Consider the following 21,307-nt stretch of genomic DNA (forward strand, 5'->3'; position numbering starts at 1 on the left):
TCAGCCACGTCCGTACCGCTCCTCCGCCTGCCAGAAGTACACGAATCCGCCCACGCCGCACACGAGCGCCCAGCCCGCGGCGATCGCCCACACATGCGGCGGGAGGTGGGACGCGCCGAAGCTGTCGATGAGCGCGAACCGCATCAGATCGATGAAGACGGCGGCCGGATTGCACTCCAGCATCACCATCACGAAGTGCGGGACCCGGTCGCCCTTGAGCATGGTGTCCACGCTCCACATGACCCCGGACGCGTACATCCAGGTCCGCAGGACGAACGGCATCAGCTGGGCGATGTCCGGCGTCCGGGCGGCCAGTCGCGCCACCACCATGGAGACGCCGGTGTTGAACACGGCCTGGAGGAACAGCGCCGGGACCGCCAGCAGCCAGGACGGCTTGGGGAACTGCCCGAACCCGACCAGGATCAGCACCAGCGCGCCCAGCGAGAACAGCAGCTGCTGGAGCTGTTGCAGGGCCAGGGCGATCGGCAGCGAGGCGCGTGGGAAGTGCAGTGCCCGGACGAGCCCCAGATTGCCGCTGATCGCCCGGGTGCCCGCGGTGATCGAGCTGCTGGTGAAGGTCCAGATGAAGACGCCGGTGACGAGGAAGGGCACGAAGTCCTCGACGTTGCGCTTGGTGTTCATCAGGACGCCGAAGATGAAGTAGTAGACCGTCGCGTTCAGCAGCGGCGTCATGATCTGCCAGATCTGGCCGAGCTTCGCCTGGCTGTACTGGGCGGTCAGCTTGGCGGTGGCGAACGCCGTGATGAAGTGCCGCCGCCCCCACAGCTGCCGGACGTACGCCGCCAGCGAGGGCCGGGCCCCGCTCATCGTGAGTCCGTGCCGGGCGGCGAGCGCGGCGAGCTCGCCCGGTGCGTACACCGGGAGGGCTGCACCGGCTGGGGTGTCGGCCGGGGCCGGCGGGGTTGCTGTCTGGCTCACCACGATCGCTTTCGACGGGGGCGGGGGAGCGACGTCCGACGGAACGGGACCGTATCGTCGCAACGCCGAGGGTAGGACGCATTTACGTCGCAACGCAACCGTTCCGTCGTCACGGACTATGATTCGGCCATGACCACCGACCCGGGAACCCGCCGCCGTGTCCCCGCCGGAGCCGCCGTGCTGCGCGAGGACATCACCGACGCGATTCGCAGCGCCGTCTTCGAGGAGCTGGCCGCGGTGGGCTTCGCCCGGATGTCGATGGAGGGGATCGCGCGGCGCGCGGGCGTCGGCAAGACCGCCGTCTACCGCCGCTGGAAGTCCAAGCTGGCCCTGGTCCTCGACCTGGTCTCGGCCGTCGCGGTCCAGGGCATGCCCGCCCCGGCCACCGGCTCGCTGTACGGGGACGTCCGCGCCGTGCTCGAACTCGCCTCGTACGCCCTGCGCCACCCCGTCGCCTCGCAGGTCATCCCGGACCTGCTGGTCGAGGCGGCCCGCAACCCGGAGATCTCCGACACGATCAAGGCCGCCCTGCTGGACCCGCAGCAGGGCATCGCCGCCGTGGTCGTACGGGACGCCGTGGCCCGCGGCGAGCTGCCCGCGGACAGCGACCCGGACCGGGCGCTGGACCTGATCGTCGGCCCGCTCTACTGGCGGCTCGCCGTCGTCCGGGGCCCGCTGCCCAAGGGCTATCTCGACGACCTGGCCGCCGCCGCGGTCGCCGCGCTCAAGTCGGGCTAACCCTCGGCGAGCAGCCGGTCCGCGACGCGCCCCGCCGCCCCGCCGTCGTCCAGGTCGCAGAAGTCCCGGCGGAAGCTCTCGTACGCGTCCGCGTGCCGGACCGCCGACGCGGCCAGGGAACCGGAGTCGCGAAGGAGCGCGGCGATCTCGTCCGCCCCGGCGAGCAGCGGGCCCGGCGCCCGGGTCTCGAAGTCCAGGCAGAAACCGCGCACCGTGTCGCGGTAGTGCGCCAGGTCGTAGGTGTGGAAGAGCATCGGGCGGCCGGTGTGCGCGAAGTCGAACATCAGGCCCGCGTAGTCGGTGACCAGCACATCGGCGATCAGCAGCAGCTCCGCGGTGTCCGGGTGCGCCGACACGTCACGCACGCCCGCTCGCTCGGGCACGCTCCCGGTCACCCGGGGATGGCGGCGCACCAGCACCGTGTGGGCCGTACCGATGGACCGCGCCAGCGCGGCCGGGTCGAGCGCCCGGTCCCAGCGGTAGCGGAGCCGCGCGCCGTCGGCGCCGAAGGGGTGGGCCAGCCGGTCGCGGTAGGTCGGCGCGTAGAGCACGACCCGGCGGCCGTCCGGGATGCCGAGCCTGCGCCGTACCCGCTCCGCGGTCTTGGCGCGGTCGGCCGAGAAGAGCAGGTCGTTGGCGGGGGAGCCGGCCTCCAGGACCTCGCCCCGGTAGTCGAGCGCGCGCCGCAGCAGGGCGGTGGAGTGGCGGCTCGGGGAGACCAGGACGGACCACTGGGCCGACCGGCGCGGCAGCGTGGCCAGCTCCTGGTGGTCGGCGTACGGGGTGCCGGCCAGATCCGCGCCGAAGCGGCCGAGCGGGGTGCCGTGCCAGGTCTGCACGACGGTCTGGCCGGGCCGCCGCTCGAACCACTCGGGCAGCTGGTCCGCCGTGACGATTCGACGGGACCGCGCCAGCGCCTCGTACCAGGCGGCGCTGTGCTCGATCACCGGGACGGCGGTGGGCGGTACGTGCCCGTGGACCCCGTCGGTGACCCACAGGTGCTCCGACTCCACTCCCCGGCGCAGGAGTTCGGCGTGCACGGCGCGCGGTGAGTCGCCGCCCGTGTAGAGGACCGCGTCCCGCAGCGGCATCGCGCGCCGGGCCGGATAGTGGCTGCCCCGCAGCTCGGCCCCGCGGTACGCGCCGCGCTCGGCGGGCGTCAGCACCGGCCCGGCCTGCACGGTCAGCCGGTCGCCGGAGCGGCGGTCCAGGGCGAACTCCCGTCCGGGCACGGGGCCCGTGGCGACCGGGCCGCTCCGGCGCAGCGGCAGCCGCGCGGCCAGTGAGGTGAGCACCCGGACCGGCCGGCCGCCCAGATACGCCTCCCAGCGGCCCTCTTGCAGCCCGGCGGCCACCGAGGGCGCGAGGAACGCAGTGAACCGGCGCCCCCCGTACACCCCTTCGTACGCCCTCCCGTCCGCACCCCCCGGCACCCCCGCGCGCCGCTCGTCATGGGTGACGGGCACCGACACCGTCTCGCGCAGCGCCCCGTGCCGCAGCACCAGGCGGTCCGGGCCCTCGCCCGGCCGTACGCCCGTACCGGCGCCGGTCACCCCCTCCACCCTCAGCGCCCCGTCCGGCGTCCACACCGCCCCGTCCACGAACGGCTGCCCGCTCAGGTCCAGCACCAGTTCGCCCACCGCGTCGGCCACGACCGGCGGCGCCGACTCCGGGGCCACCGCGAGCGGCACCCGCGCCCCGTCGGCCAGCACCAGCCGGGCCCGCCACCGCCCGCCGGGCTCCGGCTCGACCTCGCGCGGCGCCCGGTGCGGCACTGGTGGCGTGGCCGCCATACCGGCGAGGTCGGCGAGCGGGATCCGTACCGTGAAGCGGCCGTCCGGCCGGTACTCGACGGGGTGGCCGAACTCCTGGTCCGCCACTCCGTCGCAGGTCAGCACCAGGGCCTTGGGCCGGGCGCCCCCGTACAGCCGGCCGGTCAGCTCCAGGTCCTTGCCGAAGCGGCGGGACTCGCAGCGGGCGGGCAGCCGCTCCAGGGTCAGCCGGAGCCGCCCGCCCCGGAAGTCGAGCACCGCCCGGCGTCCGTCGCCCAGGTCATGGACGTGCGGCTGGGCGGCCCCCGCCTCCACGGCGCGCACCGCCACCCGGCGGGCCGTGCCCTGGGCGGCCACCATCATCCCCACCAGCCAGCCGCCGGGCCGCAGCCGACGCGGGTCGAGGGTCATCTCGAAGCCGGAGTGGTCGTAACGGTGCAGCTGCTGGCCGGAGTCGATGGTCGCCTCGGGCGCGGGCACGCTCCGCACCGGCACCCTCCGCAGCTGCTGCCCGAGGGTCGCGCGCACCATGCCCATCTTCAGCGACTGGCGCGGCGTCGCGGCCGGCAGATTGCGGATGTACGCGTAACCGCGCAGCCGCAGCTTTCCGTCGTCGCCCCACCGCGCCTCCAACAGCCGTGCCACGGCCGGCAGATCGGTACGGGCGAGGCGGGCGGCGTCCGGGATGCCGGGGAAACCGGCCTGTCGCAGCCCCGGCACCCCGCCGACCGTGAACGTTCCTGCACCGTTGGCCCGCTCGAAGGCCAGCACCTCCAGCAGCTCCGGGAGCCGGCGCTCCTTCACCAGCTGCCACTTGATCCGCAGCGTCACCGGCAATTCATGGGCCACCGCCCGGTCCGCGCGCCCCGCCCCGTCCATCCGCTCCATCCGGTCCAGGAACGCCCCGGCACCCGCCATGAACGCCTTCCGGTACTCGGGGCCGCCCATGGGCAGCCCCTCCAGGAAGTACACGAAGTCGTCGCGCAGGCAGGACAGGTCGTAGCGGCGCCGCGCCGCGTTGTTCGCCACCCCGCCCCGGCCCGCCAGGAACGCGCTGACCTGTTCGCACGCCGAGATCCGGTCCCGTACGGCCCGCACGTCCGTGCGCCGCCGGGTGGCCGAACCCTCCCGGACCCGTGAGTAGTAGACGTGCTCGTGCAGCACGTCCACCGAGCCGGCCAGGTAGTGCGCCGGGATCACCACCCGGGTGTCCTCGCAGAGCCCGCCCTCCGGGAAGGCGAAGGAGTGCCGGTCCCAGAAGGAGCGCCGGAACACCTTGTTCCAGGCGGCCCGGTCGGCGAGCAGCCGGGGGTCGCGGCCGATGTGGGTGCGGGCCCGGCTGCCGGTCAGCCAGCGGTACTGCCCGGCCTGCTGCCGCCCCTGCCCGGTCAGCCGCCACACATTGCCGGTCGCGAGGTCGGAGCCGGTCGACTCCAGCGAGGCCAGCATCCGCGCGTAGGCGTCGTGGACGACGAAGTCGTCGCTGTCGGCGAACGCCAGGTACGGCACGCCCGGCGTGGTGTGCCGCACGCCCGTGTTGCGGGCCGCGCCCAGCCCGCCGTCGGGCCGGCGCACGAGGCGGAAGCGGCGGTCGTGGGCGGCGAACGACTCCGCGATGGCCGAACTCCCGTCCGTCGACCCGTCGTCCACGAGGATCACCTCGATGTCGGTGACCGACTGTCCGGCCACCGAGCGCAGGCAGTCCTCCAGGTGGTCCTCGACGTTGTGGACGGGGACGACGACACTGAGGCGCGGCTTCATGCCCGGTCAACCGGGGCGGACGCGCCGGGTCACCGGCACTGCCCCGAACGGGTGAACACGGGATTCGGCACACGGTAACCGCGCAATTAGGCTCGGCTGCCATGCTTCTCAGTGTCGTCGTGCCCGTCCACCGAGTGCAGGGGTACCTCAGGGCGGCCATCGAGTCCGTGCTCGACCAGATTCCCGGCGAGCCGGAGCTCCTCGTCGTGGACGACGGATCCCGGGACGGCAGCGCGCGGATCGCCGCCGAGTTCGCCCGGCGCGACCCCGGGTCAGGGTGATCACCCTCCCCGGGCACCTCGGTGCCGGCCCGGCCCGCAACGCCCGGTCAGGGTGATCACCCTCCCCGGGCACCTCGGTGCCGGCCCGGCCCGCAACGCCGGGGCGGCCGCCGCGCGCGGGCGCTACCTGCTCTTCCTCGACGGCGACGACCTGCTGCGACCGGGCGCGCTGGACGCGGTCGCCGACCGGCTGTCCACCGGCGAACCGGACGTGCTCCTGCTCGGACACGACCGCGTCGACTGGTGGGGCGAGGTCACGGCCCCGGGGCCGGTGGGGGCGGCCGTACGGTCCCGGCCCCGGGGTTGGTGGGGGGCGGCTCCGAGGCCGACGCCCTCCGCGCAGGCGCCCTCCGTATCGACGGCCTCTCCGCCGACCACCTCCGCACCGACGTCCCGCGCCTCTACCGCCGCGCCTTCTGGACCGGGAGGCCCACCGGGCCTCGCGCGGCACCTGCTTCGACCTGCTCTCCGGGCGCCCCGGCGACACCCCGGGCGCCGTCTCCACCACCGAGGACGAGCTGCTGGAGCTGTTCCGGACCGGCGAGTGGTGCTCGGCGCGGACGGCCGGGCTGCGGGCGGCGTTCCGGGAGCGCTTCTGCCCGTACGACGACGGGCACGCGGCCGAACGCGTGGTGCGACGGCTGTTCCTGGGCGACGACGACCGCGACGGTGACCGCGACGGCGACAGCGACGGCTACGGCGACGCGGAGCCGGACCGTACGGCAACCGGGGCAAGGCCGATGTCACCCGTTCGGGAGAGACCGGGACCGGTGACCCCCGGCCCGTCACGGGGTTGAGCCTCACGGACAACCAGGCCCCCGATGAACGGATGTGCCCAACATGTCGCCACGGCTCAGTGTCGTCGTACCCGTCCACGACGTGGAGCTCCATCTGACGGACTGCCTGAAGTCCCTCGCGGAGCAGACCATGACCGACCTGGAGGTGGTGATGGTCGACGACGGCTCCACCGACGACAGCGCGGCCCTGGCCGCCGCCTTCGCCGTACGGGACGGCAGGTTCCGGCTGGTGAGCCAGGAGAACGGCGGGCTCGGGCACGCCCGTAACACCGGGGTCCGCAACTGCGACCCGGGCGCCCGCCATCTCGCCTTCGTCGACGGCGGCGACGTGCTCCCGCCCCGCGCGTACGAACTCCTCGTCGGCGCCCTGGACGAGACCGGCTCGGACATCGCGTCCGGCAACGTGCTGCGGCTGCGGGCCGACGGCCGGCTCCAGCAGGCGCCCGACCTCCGCCGGCCCATGGCGACCACCCGGCTGCGCACCCACATCTCGCGGGACTGGGACCTGACCGCCGACCGGACCGCCTGCAACAAGGTCTTCCGCCGGTCGTTCTGGGACGAGCACGCCTTCGCCTTCCCGGTCGGCGCCCTCCACGAGGACATCCCGGTCGTCCTGCCCGCCCACTTCCTGGCCCGCTCCGTCGACGTGCTCAAGGACCCCGTCTGCCACCGGCGCGACCGGGCGGGCTCGGGCACCACCCGCCGCGCCGTCGTCCGCGGCGTCCAGGACCGGGTCTCGCACCTGCTGGGCGTCTCCGCCTTCCTCGACGAACACCGCGACGCCGCCGACAAACGGCGGTACGAGGCGCATGTGCTCGCCGACGACCTCTGGTACTTCATGGAGGCGCTGCCCGACGGCGACGAGGAGTACCGGCGCGCCTTCGTCACGTACGCCAACGAGTTCACCGACCAGGTCGACCCGGCCGTCCTCGACGCACTGCCGCTGCGGCTGCGCCTGATGTGGCACCTCGTGCGCGAACGGCGGACCGGCGAACTGCTGGACCTGCTCGCCCTCGACAAGGCCGAACCGGGCGCCTTCACGGTCCGGGGCGTACGCCGCCGCAGCGCCTCCTACCCGGTCCTCACCCGGCCGGTGCCGCGCTCGGTGCTGCGCGTGGGCGCGCGGGACCTGCCGCTCACCGCCCGGCTGCTCGACGCCCACTGGCAGGGCGGCAAGCTGCACCTCAAGGGGTACGCGTACATCCGCAACCTGCCCGCCGGACCGCGCACCGCCGAGTTCCGGGCCGGCTGGCTGCGGGCCGGACGCCGGCACGTGGTGCCGCTGCGGCTGCGCACGGCCGACGAGCCGGAGGCAACCGCCCGGTCCCGGCAGAGCCTGCACGACTACGACCGGTCCGGCTTCGAGACCGTCGTCGACCCGGCCAGGCTCCGCATCGACCCGGGCGGCAGCGCCGAACGCCTCACCTGGCGGCCGGAGATCGGCATCGCCGGACACGGCATGCTGCGCCGCTCGGAGCTCTCCACCGACGAGGCGGCCGCCCCGCCGCCCGTGCACCGCCCCGACGGCGACCACCGGATCGTGCCCGCCTTCGACGGCGGCAGGCTGGTGCTGCACGCCGAGCGGATCGACGCCCGCTTCGAGACGCACCGCGCGGGCGACACCGGCGACGGGACCGCCACCGTGGTCATCGACGGCATGATCCGCGACCGGCTCGGCAACGGGCCGCTGCGCCTCGCGCTCACCCACCACCCCTCCGGCACCGCCTTCGACCGCCTGGTGACGGTGCACGAGGGCGCCGCCCCATCCGCGGCCGGCTGGCGGCGGTTCACCGCGGACATCCCGCTCGGCGCCTTCGCCGACGCCCGGCCGGACATGGGAGAGGGGGAGGGCCGGGCCCAGGTGCCGTACAGCCTCCACCTCGCCGGACCGGACGGCCGCCGCACCCCGGTCGATGTGCCGGGACCGGTGCTGCCGGGCCGCTACCCGCTGGCCGGGACCGGCGGGGAGCGGCGCGAACTCGGCCTCACCGCCGGTCCCCGCGGCGATCTGCTGATCAGCGACCGCCCCGTGCAGCCGGCCGTCGACCTGGCGACCTGGACGCAGGACGGGCAGATCCTCCTGGAGGGCACCTTCCCCGACCTCCCGGAACGGCCCGTCGACCTGGTGGCCAGGCACAGCGGCCACGGCGAGGAGGCCCGCTTCGCCCTCACCCTCTCCGGGGCCGCCGGCGCCCGCCGGTTCAGGGCCGCGCTGCGGCCGGACGCCGTCGAGGGCCCCGGTGGGAAACTGCCGCTGGGCCAGGGGCACTGGTACCTCTTCCTCCGCGAGCGGGGCGCCCTGGACGAGGCGGACGACGCCGCGCTGCGCATCCCGGCCGCCGCCCACCGCACCCTGCCCGCCGCCCGCACCCTCGGCGGCCGGACGTACACCGTCGAGCGGCGCTGCCACGACCAGCTGCTGATCGACAGCGCGCCGGTGCTCACGGCGGCGGAACGCGGCCCGCGCGCCGAGCGGCTGCTGCGCGAGCGCTACCGGGCCCGGCGCACCGCACCGCTGCGCGACACGGTGCTGTACAGCAGCTTCGACGGCCGGCAGTACTCCGACTCGCCGCGCGCCGTCCACGAGGAAGTGGTCCGGCGCGGCGCCGAGCTGGAACACCTGTGGGCGGTGCGCGACCAGCAGGCCCGTATCCCGGCCGGTGCCACCGCCGTCGAGCACGGCTCCGCCGCCTGGCACGAGGCGCTGGCCCGCAGCCGGTACGTCGTCACCAACACCCAGCTGCCCCGGTGGTTCGAGCGGCGCGAGGGCCAGTGCGTCGTCCAGACCTGGCACGGCACCCCCCTCAAGCGCATCGGCCTCGATCCGGCGGGCACCGGCCGGGCCGACGCCGCCCGTACCGCCGCCATCGAGCACCGCGCCCGCCAGTGGAGCTTCCTGGTCTCGCCGAACAGCTTCGCCACCCCGGTCCTGCGACGCTCCTTCGGCTACCGGGGCGAGATCCTGGAGTGCGGCTCCCCCCGCAACGACCTGTTCCACGCCTCGGACCGGATCAAGATCGCCGCGGCGGTACGCGAGCGGCTCGCCCTCCCCGAGGGCAAGCGGGTCGTGCTGTACGCGCCGACCCGGCGGGAGGACCAGCCGCTCGGCGACGGCCGTCACGCCGTCGGCCTGAAGCTCGACCTGGCCGCCGCCGAACGCGAACTCGGCGGGGACACCGTGCTGCTGGTGCGCCGCCACTACCTGGTGACCGGCCGCCTGCCCGACAGCGGCAGCGGCTTCGTCCGGGACGTCTCGCGCTATCCGGACGTCGGCGAACTGATGCTGATCAGCGACGCCCTGGTCACCGACTACTCCTCGCTGATGTTCGACTTCGCCCGGACCGGCCGCCCGATGCTCTTCCACACCCACGACCTGGCGCACTACCGCGACACCATGCGCGGCTTCTGCTTCGACTTCGAGGCCCGTGCCCCCGGCCCGCTGATCCCCGGTTCCACCGGCCTGATCGAGGCGCTGCGCGACCCGGAACGGGCCACCGCGGGACACGCGCAGGCGTACGAGGCGTTCCGCCGGGACTTCTGCGACCTGGACGACGGGCGCGCGGCGGCGGGCGTGGTCGACCGAATGCTGTGATCCGCAGCCGGCCGGACCCCGTGGTCCGCGGTCGGCCGAATGCTGTGATCCGGACTGCCCGGCCGTGCCGCTGCCGGCCGGGCAGATCCCTCGCACCACCACATGCCCCCTGAACCGTTCGAGTGATTCAGGGATGCGAATGTTTGCGCGAATGCGCGAAACATTCGAGTAATGGTCCATCTAAGCGTGGCCATCGGTGCGTCGCTCAGCGTCTTCTTGTTGCTACGTTCTGCTTTCATGGGTATCCGAATGCGATGCGAAACCTGGAACGTGTCACGCGCAAGGGCGGTGGTGCTCATTGCCGCAGCCGCGGGCCTTATCACCCGAATGCTGATCGCGGCGAATATGCCGGGACCGGCCGATGTGCGAATCTTTCATGGTTTCGCAAAGGCGATCGTGCGGTACGGGCCCATTCGGATTTACGAACAGCCGCTGCCGGGGCTGCCCGTCTACAACCATCCGCCACTGGCCGGCTGGATGCTTCTCGGGCTGAATGAACTGTCCGAACTCGGAATCCCCTTCGGCACGTTGATCAGATCGCCCGCCTCGATCGCCGACTTCTTCTGCGCACTCGTCGTGTTCGAGATCGTGCGCAGGCGCGCTTCGCTCGGCGCCGCCGTCGCCTGCGGTGTGGGCGTGGCCGCCAGCCCCGTACTTATCGCCACCTCCGGGTACCACGGCAACACCGACGCGGTCGCCATCACCCTCGCCCTGGTCGCCGCCCACCTCCTCGTGGACCGGAAGGCACCGCTGACCGCCGGGGTGGCCGCCGCGCTCTCGATCAGCATCAAGTTCATCCCCGTGGTGGTGATCCCGGCGCTGTTCCTGGTCGCGCTGCGGGCGGGCCGGCCGGCGTTCGTCCGCTTCTCCGCCGGGTTCGCGGCCCTGGCCGCCGTCGTCTGGGGGCCGGTCCTGCTGACCGTTCCGCAGAACCTCAAGGAGAACGTCCTGGAGTACGCGGGCGGCGGCTACCGCCTCTGGGGGCTCGTCCGGTTCGCCGACCTGTTCGGCCTGCCGCAGTCCTTCATCACCTTCATCGAGGGCGACGGCCACTTCCTCTTCGTGCTGGTCTGCGTGGCCGCCGGGGTCTGGCTCGCCTGGCTGCGGCCCGCGCAGCTGCCGGTCGTCGTCGCCGTCACGTCGGGCCTGCTGCTGCTGCTCTCCACCGCGTCCGCGCTCCAGTACCTGACCTGGGCCGCCGCCGGACTGTTCGTCGTCGGGTTCTGGGAGGGCGCCGTGTACAGCTGCCTGCTCGGCCTGACGGCGGTCCTCGGGTACCGGGGACGGTCCGCCGTGCACTGGAGCGAAACGGTCCTTCACCTCGCCGAGCTCGGCTGGGTGGTTCTCGCCGCGGGCCTCGTCAGCGGAGTCCGCAAGATCCTCGCCGCCCGGCCGGAGCCGTCCGCCCGGCCGCCCGCCGGGCGGGCCCCGCTCCCGGCGCCCTGCACCTCGCAGCCCACCGACTGCGCCGTCAACTGACCCTCCCCGCAAGCGCCAGACAACGAGCAACAAGCACCGAGCACCGAGTACCGAGCGCAACTGGAGAACGTCCCGTGAAGGAAAGCCCGAGCCCCAGGATCGGCATCCTGGTGGTCGCGTACAACGCCGAGACGACGCTGGAGCGGACCCTCGACCGCATTCCGGAGGACTTCCGGTCCAAGGTCGCCGAAATCCTCATTCTCGACGATGCGAGCCATGACGCGACCTTCACCGCGGGCTGCCGCTGGTCGCAGACGGAGGGAATGCCGCGGACCGTGGTGATGCGGCACACCAAGAACCTCGGATACGGCGGAAACCAGAAGGCCGGATACGCGCTGGCCGCCGAGCACGGACTGGACATCATCGTGCTGCTGCACGGCGACGGACAGTACGCCCCGGAATTCCTCCCGGACATGGTCGCACCCATCGAACGCGGCGAATGCGACGCCGTCTTCGGATCGCGAATGATGAAATCCGGATCCGCGCTCAAGGGCGGCATGCCGATGTACAAATGGCTCGGCAACCGCATTCTCACCCGTCTGGAGAACACCCTCCTCGGATCGCAGCTCACCGAATTCCACTCCGGATACCGCGCCTACAGCGTCGCGGCGCTCAAGAAGCTGCCGATCCACCGGAACACCGACGCGTTCGACTTCGACACCCAGATCATCGTCCAGCTGCTCAACGAAGGGATGCGGATCAAGGAGATCCCCGTCCCCACGTACTACGGCGACGAGATCTGTTACGTCAACGGCATGAAGTACGCGAAGGACGTCGTCAAGGACGTCCTCGAATACCGGCTCGCCGTCAAGGGATTCGGCACCTGCGGCTGGATCCCCAAACCCGTCGAGTACGCGTTCAAGGAGGGCGACGGCTCCTCGCACGCCGTCATCCTGGAGAAGATGCGCAGCCTCCCGCCCGGCCGGGTCCTCGATCTCGGCTGCTCCGGCGGCCTGTTCGCCCAGCGCCTCGAAGCCCTCGGCCACGAGGTGACCGGGGTGGACTACGTCGAGGTCCCCGGCGTGCGCGAGAGGTGCACCCGTTTCCACCTCGCCAACCTGGAAGAGGGGCTGCCGGCCGAGATCGGTGTCGACTACGACTACGTGGTCGCCGGCGACGTCATCGAACACCTCTCCCACCCCGAGCGGGTGCTCGCCGAGGTCGCCGAAGTACTGCGGCCCGGCGGCCATGTGCTGCTCTCCGTACCGAACTTCAGCCACTGGTACTCACGGCTGCGGGTCGCGCTCGGCGTCTTCGGATACGACCGGCGCGGCATCCTCGACGAAACGCATCTGCGCTTCTTCACCCGGGCCAGCCTGCGCCGCACGGTCCGGGACGCGGGCTACGACGTCCTGAACATCGCGTCGACCGGGGCCCCGTTCTGGGCGCTGCTCGGCGGCGGACCGCTCCCCGCGGTCCTGGGCGGGGCGTCGAAGCTGCTCACCCGTATCCGGCCGACGCTGTTCGGCTATCAGCATGTCGCACTGCTCACCCCGCACGCGGCCGAGACGATCATCGCTGGAGAGCACATCGATGTACAGGACATCCTCAACCGACAGTACGTCCGTGCCGACCGGGTCGGCGTCTGAGGCCGCCGTCCCCCGCCCCGCCCCCGCCCCGGAGCCGCAGTCCCCGGGCGCCGCAGTCAGGAGCAAGGTCTTGACACTCCCCAGTCTGATGCTGCTGCTGTTCGCCGTGTTCTCCTCGGCGGGCGGCCAGATCATGCTCAAGCACGGGATGAAGGGCGCGGCGGCGGCCGCGGGACACGGCGGCGGGTCCGTCGCCCTGCGCGCCGCGACCAGCCCCTGGGTCGTCCTGGGCCTGGTCGTCTTCGGGGTGTCCGCCCTCGCCTGGATGGCGACCCTGGCCAAGGTGCCGCTGTCCATCGCCTACCCGTTCAACGCCCTCGGGTACCTGCTGATCGTGCTGGCCGGGGCGACCGTGCTGCACGAACGGACCTCGATGTGGACCTGGGGCGGCTCGCTGCTCGTGGTCATCGGCCTCATCACGGTGATGGCGGGCCAGCAACGCTGACGGCGCCGCCGCCGGTCAGGCCCCCCGGCCCGTCCGGCGGCGGCGCCGCCCCGCTCCACCCGCCGCTACTTCACCGCGCCCGCCATCACGCCGGAGACGAACTGGCGCTGGAAGGCGAAGAAGACCGCCAGCGGGATCACCATCGACACGAAGGCGCCGGGCGCCAGCACGTCGATGTTGTTGCCGAACTGCCTGACCTGCTGCTGGAGGGCCACCGTGATCGGCGGTGAGTCCGAGTCGGCGAAGATCAGCGCCACCAGCATGTCGTTCCACACCCAGAGGAACTGGAAGATCCCGAGCGAGGCGATCGCCGGACCGCCCAGCGGCATCACGACCCGGGTGAAGAGGCGGATCTCGCCCGCCCCGTCCAGCCGGGCCGCCTCCAGCAGCTCCCTCGGGATCTCCGCGAAGAAGTTCCGCAGCAGGAAGATCGCGAAGGGCAGCCCGAAGGCCGTGTGGAAGATGATCACGCCGAAGGTCGTCTCGAAGATCCCGACCGCGCCGAAGAGCTTGGAGACCGGGACCAGGGCGACCTGCACCGGGACCACCAACAGCCCCACGACCACCAGGAACCACCAGTCGCGGCCGGGGAACTCCATCCAGGCGAAGGCGTATCCGGCCAGTGAGCCGATCACGACGACCAGCACGGTCGCCGGAACGGTGATCATGACCGTGCTGAGGAGGGAGTGGGTGATCGTCGAATTTTCCAGCAGCGTGGCGTAGTTGTCGAAGGTGAGCTGGGACGGGGCCGTGAAGACCTTCCACCAGCCGCTCGCCGCGATGTCGTCCGAGCCGCGCAGCGAGGACAGCAGCAGCCCGATCGTCGGCATCAGCCAGAAAAGGGCCACCAGGACGAGGAAGATCCGCATCGCTCCGCCGCCGGCGCGGGCGGCGATCCGTGCGCCGAGGGACCGCTCGGCCTTCAGCGGAACATCGTCGGCCGGTGTGTTCGTGGCCGTGGTCGACGCTGTCGTCATCGGCGCCCCTCCTTCCGGATCCGGCGGATGTTGACGTACATCACCGGGAGTACCAGCAGCAGCAGGAGTACGGCGATGGCGCTGCCGATCCCGAGGTCCGCGTCCGTGCCGAACGAGGACCGGTAGAGCTGGAGCGCCAGCACGTTCGCGTCGTCCTGCGAGGAGCCCGGCGCGATGATGAAGACCAGGTCGAAGACCTTCAGCACATTGATCATCAGCGTGACCAGCACCACCACGAGCACCGGCGCGAGCATCGGCACCGTGATCCGGCGGAACACCTGCCACTCGTTCGCACCGTCCACCCGGGCCGCTTCGAGGAGTTCACGGGGCAGCCCCGCGAGCCCCGCCGCGATCAGCACCATCGCGAACCCGGCCCACATCCAGACGTAGGAACCGATGATCCCGGGCGTGACGAGGGTCGGGCCGAGCCACTCGACCCCGTTGTACGGCTCCTTGAAGTTCGAGGCGGGGAGCCGGAGTCCGGCGCCGTCCGCCGAGGCGGGCAGGGTGAACGTGCCGTCCGCGCCCGCCGTGGCCGACGCGACGACCTTGCCGTCCTTGACCGCCTCGACCTTGAGCCCCTTGAGCCCCAGCTCCTTGGTGTCGATGACGTTGGGCCTGCCGCCGCCGCCCTTGGTGAAGTCCAGCCACGCGGTACCGGTGATCTCCCCGTTCCCCGCGGCCGCGGCCTTCGCCGGCTTCGCGTCCTTCGGCATGTTCGCCGGGATCACACCGACCAGCGGCAGCCGCACCGGCTGCCCGGCCCGCACCGGCGCCTTGGTGACGAACGAGCCGCCGGGCCCCGCCTTGAGCGGGTGGACGGGCAGCGGGTGCGCCTTCGGGTAGCCCGACGACTCGTTGAACGTGTCGTGCACACCCACCCATACGGCGTTGGCGACCCCGCGCTCCGGGGCGGCGTCGTACACCAGCCGGAAGATGATGCCGGCGGCGAGCATGGAGATCGCCATCGGCATGAAGACCACCAGCTTGAACGCCGTGCCCCAGCGGATCCGCTCCGTCAGCACCGCGAAGATCAGCCCGAGGGCCGTGGCGACCGTCGGCGCGAGCACGACCCAGATCGCGTTGTTCTTGACCGCCGTACGGATGGTGTCGTCCGTGAACAGCGCCTTGTAGTTGTCGAGTCCGGCGAAGCCCGTACCGGCCTGGTCGAAGAACGACCGGTAGACGGAGTACACGATCGGATAGACCACGAGCGCGCCCAGCAGCACCAGCGCGGGTGCCAGGAAGAGGGCGGCGAGGAACCGGCGGGTGCCGGTCACACTCCTGCGGCTGCGTCCCGCGCCGCCGGCCGACGGATCGGACGGCTTCCTGGGCGCGGGCACCGACGGCTCTCCGGACGATTGCTTCCCGGACGGTTGGTTGTCGGACGATTGCTTGTCGGCGGGGGGCACCGCGTCGGCGCCCCCCGCTGCGGCTGTCGTCATCCCGTCAGCTCTTGTACGCCTTGGCCGCGTCGGACTCCAGCTTCGCTTGAGTCCCCGCGATGTCCTTCGGGTTCTTCAGGAAGTCCTGGAGGGTCTTCCACTCACCCTTGCCGGGCGTCCCGCCGAACGACTGCGGCGCCTGGTCGGACATGTCGAACCGGACGGAGTCACCGGCCGCGACCAGCGCCTTCGCCATCGTGCGCTGCACGTCGTTCGGGTACGCGGCGGCGTCCAGGGCCTTGTTCGGCGAGATGAACCCGCCCTGCTCGGCCATGATCTGCGCGGCATCGGTCGAGGCCAGCCAGGTCAGCAGGGCCTGGGCACCCTTGCCGTCCTTCAGCGCCACCGCGGCATCGCCGCCGGTCACGACGGGGGACTCGGCGCCGACCGCCGGGAACGGGAACACCTTGGCGTCCGTCCCGATCTTCGCCTTCGTCTGCGCGATGTTGACGCTCACGAAGTCACCCTCGTAGACCATCGCGGCCTTGGGCTGGTCGCCACCGGTGAACGTCTGGGTGACCGACGCCGGGAACTCCGTCTGCAGGGCGCCGTCGGCGCCGCCCGCGATCAGCGACGGCTTGCCGAAGAGCTCCGCGAGAGTGGTCAGCGCGGCCTTGACGGACGGGTCCGTCCACTTGATCTTGTGCTGGGCCAGCTGGTCGTACTTCTCCGGACCGGCCTGGGAGAGGTAGATGTTCTCGAACCAGTCGGTGAGCGTCCAGCCGTCCGCGCCACCCACCGAGACCGGGGTGACACCCGAGGCGGAGACCGTCTCGGCCGTCTTCAGGAAGTCCTTCCAGGTCTTCGGCTCGGCCGCGCCCGCGTTCTCGAACGCCTTGGCGTTGTACCAGATCAGGGACTTGTTGGCGGCCTTGAAGTAGACGCCGTACTGGGTGCCGTCCACCGCGCCGAGGTCCTGCCAGACCTGCGAGTAGTTCTTGGCCAGCTGGGCCTTGGCCTCGGGACCGACCGGCTTCGCCCATTTCTTCTGCGCGGCCTGCTGGATCGCGCCGACCTGCGGGATCATCGCGACGTCCGGCGGCTGGCCTCCCGCGATCTTCGTACCGAGGAAGTTGACGATCGGGTCCTGCGCCGGGACGAAGGTGACCTCGGCGCCCGTGCGCTTCTCGAACTCCTTGAGCACCTTCACGAAGTTGGCCTGCTCGGCGCCGGTCCAGACGGCCGCGACCGAGAGCTTCTCGCCGTCCAGTTCGGGCAGGGTGACGGACGAGCTCTGCTTGTCGCTCCCCGAGTCCTTGTCCGACTTGTTCTTCCCGCCGCCGTCGTCACCGCAACCGGTGAGGGCCAGGGCGCCGATGGCGGTGAACACCGCGGCGGCCCTGCTGATCCGAAGGGTTGTGCGCATTGCTTCCCCGTCTCTCACATCGTTGTGTGCGCACAGTCCTACGCCCGGCGTTCGGGTGCCGCAATACCGCTTCTCGTGTCAACTCCTTGATCGTGATGGGCTCGTGACGTGATGTCAGTGGATGTCCGGACCCGCTCTCGGTCAGGTGTGGACGGGTTCGAGCGGGGCTATGGGCTCGGCGTTCACCGAACGGGCCGCCCACTCCAGCGCACTGGCCAGCAGCGCCAGGTCCGTCGGTCCGTTGCCCAGTTCGCGGACCGGGCGCCGGGTCGGCGGATCGCCCATCCGCTCCCACTCCAGCGGTACGACGGTGGGCCGCAGCGTGGCGGTACGCGGGATGCGTCCGGTCACCCGGCCGCCCTGGAACGGCGTCACCCGCCCGTCCGGATGCCCGAGCCTGCCCCGTCCGGGCGCGGGGTCCTCCGGCGACGGCGGGACCACCGGGGCGTCCAGCACTATGCGCAGCCGGGCGCCGTGGGCCAGGTCCGTGTCCTCCGTGCGCTCCGGGCGGGCGGACGCCGCGACCAGGTGGACGCCCAGCCGGCCGCCCTCCCGCGCCACGGCCTCCAGGGCCCGCACCACCGAACCCGCGGCGGGGCGGCCGGGGCTGCCGAGCGCCGGGGCGACCAGCGCGTCGAAGTCGTCGACCAGGACGACGAGCCGGGGCAGCGGGGAGGGCCCGGGGTCCGGGGCCGGGGCGGCGGGGCGCAGCCGGAGCGTCCCGCTCATCGGGGCGTCCACGTCACCGCGCTGTTCCGCGGTGACCGGCGGGCGCTGGCCGACCATCCGCCGCGCCACCTCGTGGCGGTGGTGCCATTCGGTGAAGTCGTACGGGCCGAGCAGCTCGGCACGGCGCTTCAGCTCGCCGCCCAGCGCCTGGGCGAACTCCCGCATCCGCACCGGATCGGAGGCCACCAGGTGCATGAACGCGTGCGGGAGCTCGGTGCAGGGGCCGAGGCCCTCGCCCCGGTCGCCGCCCGCGCCGTCCACCAGCAGGATGCCCAGCAGGTCGGGACGGGCGGCCGCGGCGAGCGAGGCGGCGACGGCCCGCAGCAGCTCCGTACGTCCGCTGCCCGCCGGTCCCTCGATGAGGAGGTGCGGGCCCTCCTCCGCCAGGTCCACGCTGACCGCGCCCCGGGGCCCGGCCCCGAGCACCACCACGGGCCGCCCGACGGCGGCGGGGGCGGTGCTTTCGGCCGGAGCCGGGGCAGCTGCGGGCGTGTCGGCGCCCTCCGGGGCGGGGTGCCCGGCCGTGGCGGCGCTCCCGGCGCCTCGCGCGGCGATCCGGGGGGTGTCGGCGCCGCGCGGCCCGCTGACCCGGTTCGAGCCGCGCCCCGACCCGGCCGTACGCAGACTTTCGGCCCCCTGGACGTCACCGTCGCCGGGGTACGGGGTGCGGCCCGATCCGGAAACGGTCCGCGAGCTCGGGGTGTCCCCGGGCGCGCTGCCGTGGCGCTGCCCGCCGACCCGGGGCACGGAACCGCCGGGATACGGGGTGCGGCCGGAGTCGTGGGCGTCGTCGGGGGCGAAGGGGTGGCCCGGGGTGCCGATGTGGGTGGCGTTCTCACTGCCGGGGTACGGGGTGCGGCCCGAGCCTGGTGCGTATCCGCCCGTGCCGTCCGGGCCCGGCGTGCCGCCCAGCCGCTGGGCGCCGACCCGGGGAGCCGTGGAGCGCGGATACTCCGTACGGCCCGAGCCGGGGGTGTCCGTATCGGCGCCGCCCGCCGGTCCGCCCGACCAGCGGCCCGAACCGCGCACCGTGGCACCGGGCTGGTCGTCCGCGGTGGAGGCCCAGCGGGCCATCAGGGAGGCCGGGGTGGCGCGGGCCAGGCCCAGCTCGTCGAGCAGCCGGGCGGTCGTCGGGAGCGCGGCCGCCGCCGGCCGGCCGGGGGCCGTGGCGGCACCCTCCGTACGCAGCGGGGCCAGCGCCCGGCCGAACCGCTCGGCCCAGTGCGCCGACACCGCGTCCACCGCGGCGACCGTGCCCCGGCCCGCGGCCCGACCGTCCGCCGTCCGCAGCAGCCGCAGGGCCGTCGCCACGTCGCCGCTCAGCATCGCCACCGCCCCGCACTCGCGGAACGCGATCGAGGCGTGGCAGGCGGCCTCGTACGTCGCCGCGACCGGAGAGGTGGGGGTGGCGGCCGGGGTCTCGGCCAGACAGATCAGATGGATGCCCGCCGCGGCACCGGCGGCGGCCAGCCGGGCGGTGTTCTCGCGCAGCGCCGCCGAGCCCGGGTCGCCGTCGACGACCACCACGGTGTACGGACCGGTGTACCGCTGCGCGGCCTCGGCGATCGTGGTGCGGTCCTGGCTCGCCCAGCCGGGCCCGAGCGGCCCGTCGTCCAGCCGGCGCACCAGCTCCGTCGTACGGGCGTCTGCCTGCTCGCGGTCGTACGCGAGGAGCAGCCGGCACTCCTGGCCGTGCATCGGCCGCAGATGGGGCAGCCAGCCGAGCCAGGCCCACTCTCGCCTGCGCTCCTCGGCGCTCCGGGTGCGGTCCGTGCTGATCAGCACGATCTCCAGATCGGTGGGGGAGTGCAGCGCGGCGAGCTGGGCCACCGTCGAACGGGCGAGCCCGGCCAGCCGGGTCCGCGGCCCGGCGAGGCCGAGCGAACCGGCCTCCCGCAGCCCCACCGTCACCGGCACGGCGGGCAGCTCGGCCCGGTCCGTCGTGCCCAGCCGCACCACGAGCGCCTCGGGGTGGGCGGTGCCGCGCTCCCACAGCCGGGGGCCGGGGCCGAGAGCGGTCAGCAGCACGGCCGCCGGATCCGGCCAGACGCTCTGCGCGGCGGTCCCGGACGGCGCCGCGGGGGCGGCCGGGAACAGCGGCTCGGCCGCGCCCGTCCTGTCGGGCGCCGCCTCGTGGACGGGCTCGCCCTTGTTGCCAGCGAGTCTGCGGGCCCAGGCGCCGATCCCGCCCCGCCGGGGCGACTCCTCGCCCGGGGCCGGCCGCCCGCCGTCGGTACGCCCGTCGCCGTCCCCGTACGCGTGACCGGAACCGGACCCCTCGTGGGGGACGGGACCGGAGCCGGGGGAGTCCGCCGGGGCGTACCCGTGGCCGGAGCCGTGCTCCTCGGTACGGCCGATGGCACCGGCCGCGGCCGACGTGCCGGACACCCGCAGATGACCCTCGCCGTCCGGGGCCGTGGCCAGCGCCGGAGCGGGCGCGCCGGAGGTCAGCCGGAGCGTGGACTCGCCGAGCCGCAGCAGCGCACCGGGCTTCAGCCGGACCGGCCGGTCGCGGACCGCCGCGCCGTCGAGCAGGGTGCCGTTGGTGGAGCCGAGATCCGCCACCGAGACCAGGCCGTCGGCGGAGACCGTCACCGCGCAGTGCAGCCGGGACACATCGGGGTCGTCGATCGGCACGTCCGCGTCGGCGGAGCGGCCGACCCGGATCTGCCCGCCGTGCAGCAGATGGACCCCGCCCGCGTCCGGCCCCGCGACCACGTGCAGCCGCGCCGGGACGGCGTCGTCCACCGCCTCGTCCTCGCCCGGGACCTGGAGCGAGAGCACCGCCCCGTCCACCAGTGGCGGCTCACCCAGAGCGCACCGCTGCGCGTCGAGCCGCTCGCGCCCGGCGAACAGCACCACCGCGCCGCTGCCGAGCGAGCCGTCCGGCCCCAGGACGGCCGCGGCCAGGTTGGACGCCACGGTGGCGAGTGCCGTCCCCGACGGGGCGGTGACCAGCACGTCGCACGCGCGCGCCGGGGTCTGGCCGCTGCGCGGCGCGAGGACGGTCAGCCGGATCTGCATCGCCGTCAGCGGTCCCTTCTGCGCGGGGCGCCGGGCAGGGGGAACGGCCTGTGATTCCCCCCACCCGACACGGACGCGTCGTCCGGTACAGGTTCGTCACGTGCCGCGGGGCTCCCGACCCCACAGTCCGTGCTGGAGGCATCCTCGCACCTGCCACTGACAACACGCCCGGCGGTCACGGCTAAGTGATCTTGAAACGTCGGCTGTGCGCCCATAAGTGCCTGCTTGGGTGCCTGCTCGGAACGTTGCCGACGGCGACGGAACCGTTCCGGAAGGGCGTCCGGGGCGGCGCGTCGCACGCGTGTGCGGCAACCATCCGCCCGATGTGAGCGTCTTGTTCCGCAACCGGTCGGTGCCGCCTCGGGGCGGCACC

At 73.1% G+C, this 21,307-nt stretch carries 12 protein-coding genes and 2 pseudogenes; 8 read left to right on the plus strand and 6 right to left on the minus strand.

Annotated features, from left to right (window positions below):
- Entirely contained in the window at positions 1–942 is a 942-nt protein-coding gene (locus tag ACFYY7_RS34510) for an ABC transporter permease (RefSeq protein ID WP_388667779.1), read from the minus strand.
- A gap of 126 nt (positions 943–1,068) precedes the next feature.
- Here ACFYY7_RS34510 and ACFYY7_RS34515 point away from each other — a divergent pair, with 126 nt between their 5' ends.
- Positions 1,069–1,677: a TetR/AcrR family transcriptional regulator gene (locus ACFYY7_RS34515; RefSeq protein WP_388667780.1), complete on the plus strand. Its 609-nt coding sequence runs from the start codon at positions 1,069–1,071 to the stop codon at positions 1,675–1,677.
- Here the strand turns inward: ACFYY7_RS34515 and ACFYY7_RS34520 are convergent.
- Positions 1,674–5,210 (minus strand): CDP-glycerol glycerophosphotransferase family protein, encoded by a 3,537-nt coding sequence (locus tag ACFYY7_RS34520; protein ID WP_388667781.1) that lies wholly within the window; start codon positions 5,208–5,210, stop codon positions 1,674–1,676. The two genes, ACFYY7_RS34515 and ACFYY7_RS34520, sit on opposite strands and share 4 nt — an antisense overlap.
- A gap of 101 nt (positions 5,211–5,311) precedes the next feature.
- On the opposite strand from ACFYY7_RS34520, the gene ACFYY7_RS34525 reads away from it, so the two are divergent.
- The 7 genes and pseudogenes from ACFYY7_RS34525 (at position 5,312) to ACFYY7_RS34555 (ending at position 13,393) form a co-directional block, all read left to right on the plus strand.
- Positions 5,312–5,491: a glycosyltransferase family 2 protein gene (locus tag ACFYY7_RS34525; protein ID WP_388667782.1), complete on the plus strand. Its 180-nt coding sequence runs from the start codon at positions 5,312–5,314 to the stop codon at positions 5,489–5,491.
- Between the two features lie 52 nt (positions 5,492–5,543).
- Positions 5,544–5,717, plus strand: a pseudogene (locus tag ACFYY7_RS34530) (glycosyltransferase); the annotation flags it as partial.
- 193 nt (positions 5,718–5,910) lie between these two features.
- Positions 5,911–6,288, plus strand: a pseudogene (locus ACFYY7_RS34535) (CDP-glycerol glycerophosphotransferase family protein); the annotation flags it as partial.
- A 43-nt stretch (positions 6,289–6,331) separates the two neighbouring features.
- Positions 6,332–9,880 (plus strand): CDP-glycerol glycerophosphotransferase family protein, encoded by a 3,549-nt coding sequence (locus ACFYY7_RS34540; RefSeq protein ID WP_388667783.1) that lies wholly within the window; start codon positions 6,332–6,334, stop codon positions 9,878–9,880.
- 363 nt (positions 9,881–10,243) lie between these two features.
- Positions 10,244–11,359 (plus strand): hypothetical protein, encoded by a 1,116-nt coding sequence (locus ACFYY7_RS34545; RefSeq protein WP_388667784.1) that lies wholly within the window; start codon positions 10,244–10,246, stop codon positions 11,357–11,359.
- 74 nt (positions 11,360–11,433) lie between these two features.
- Positions 11,434–12,948 carry a methyltransferase domain-containing protein gene (locus ACFYY7_RS34550; RefSeq protein WP_388667785.1) on the plus strand — a complete coding sequence of 505 codons (1,515 nt, stop codon included), beginning with the start codon at positions 11,434–11,436 and terminating at the stop codon, positions 12,946–12,948.
- Positions 12,949–13,018: 70 nt separating this feature from the next.
- Positions 13,019–13,393 (plus strand): hypothetical protein, encoded by a 375-nt coding sequence (locus ACFYY7_RS34555; protein WP_376414635.1) that lies wholly within the window; start codon positions 13,019–13,021, stop codon positions 13,391–13,393.
- 65 nt (positions 13,394–13,458) lie between these two features.
- Here ACFYY7_RS34555 and ACFYY7_RS34560 read toward each other — a convergent pair whose 3' ends face one another.
- The 4 genes from ACFYY7_RS34560 to ACFYY7_RS34575 all read right to left on the minus strand — a co-directional run bounded on the left by ACFYY7_RS34560 (position 13,459) and on the right by ACFYY7_RS34575 (position 20,934).
- A complete protein-coding gene (locus ACFYY7_RS34560) occupies positions 13,459–14,370 on the minus strand; it encodes a carbohydrate ABC transporter permease (protein WP_388667786.1) in 912 nt (303 codons plus the stop codon).
- Positions 14,367–15,815 (minus strand): carbohydrate ABC transporter permease, encoded by a 1,449-nt coding sequence (locus tag ACFYY7_RS34565; RefSeq protein ID WP_388667787.1) that lies wholly within the window; start codon positions 15,813–15,815, stop codon positions 14,367–14,369. Before ACFYY7_RS34565 ends, ACFYY7_RS34560 begins: the two co-directional genes overlap by 4 nt.
- Before the next feature lie 4 nt (positions 15,816–15,819).
- Entirely contained in the window at positions 15,820–17,181 is a 1,362-nt protein-coding gene (locus ACFYY7_RS34570; protein WP_388667788.1) for an ABC transporter substrate-binding protein, read from the minus strand.
- A 141-nt stretch (positions 17,182–17,322) separates the two neighbouring features.
- Positions 17,323–20,934, minus strand: a complete 3,612-nt coding sequence (locus ACFYY7_RS34575) for an FHA domain-containing protein (protein ID WP_388667789.1) — start codon at positions 20,932–20,934, stop codon at positions 17,323–17,325.
- Between the last annotated feature and the right edge of the window lie 373 nt (positions 20,935–21,307).

It is taken from the genome of Streptomyces sp. NPDC001933 (genome assembly GCF_042890955.1).
Lineage (GTDB): Bacteria > Actinomycetota > Actinomycetes > Streptomycetales > Streptomycetaceae > Streptomyces.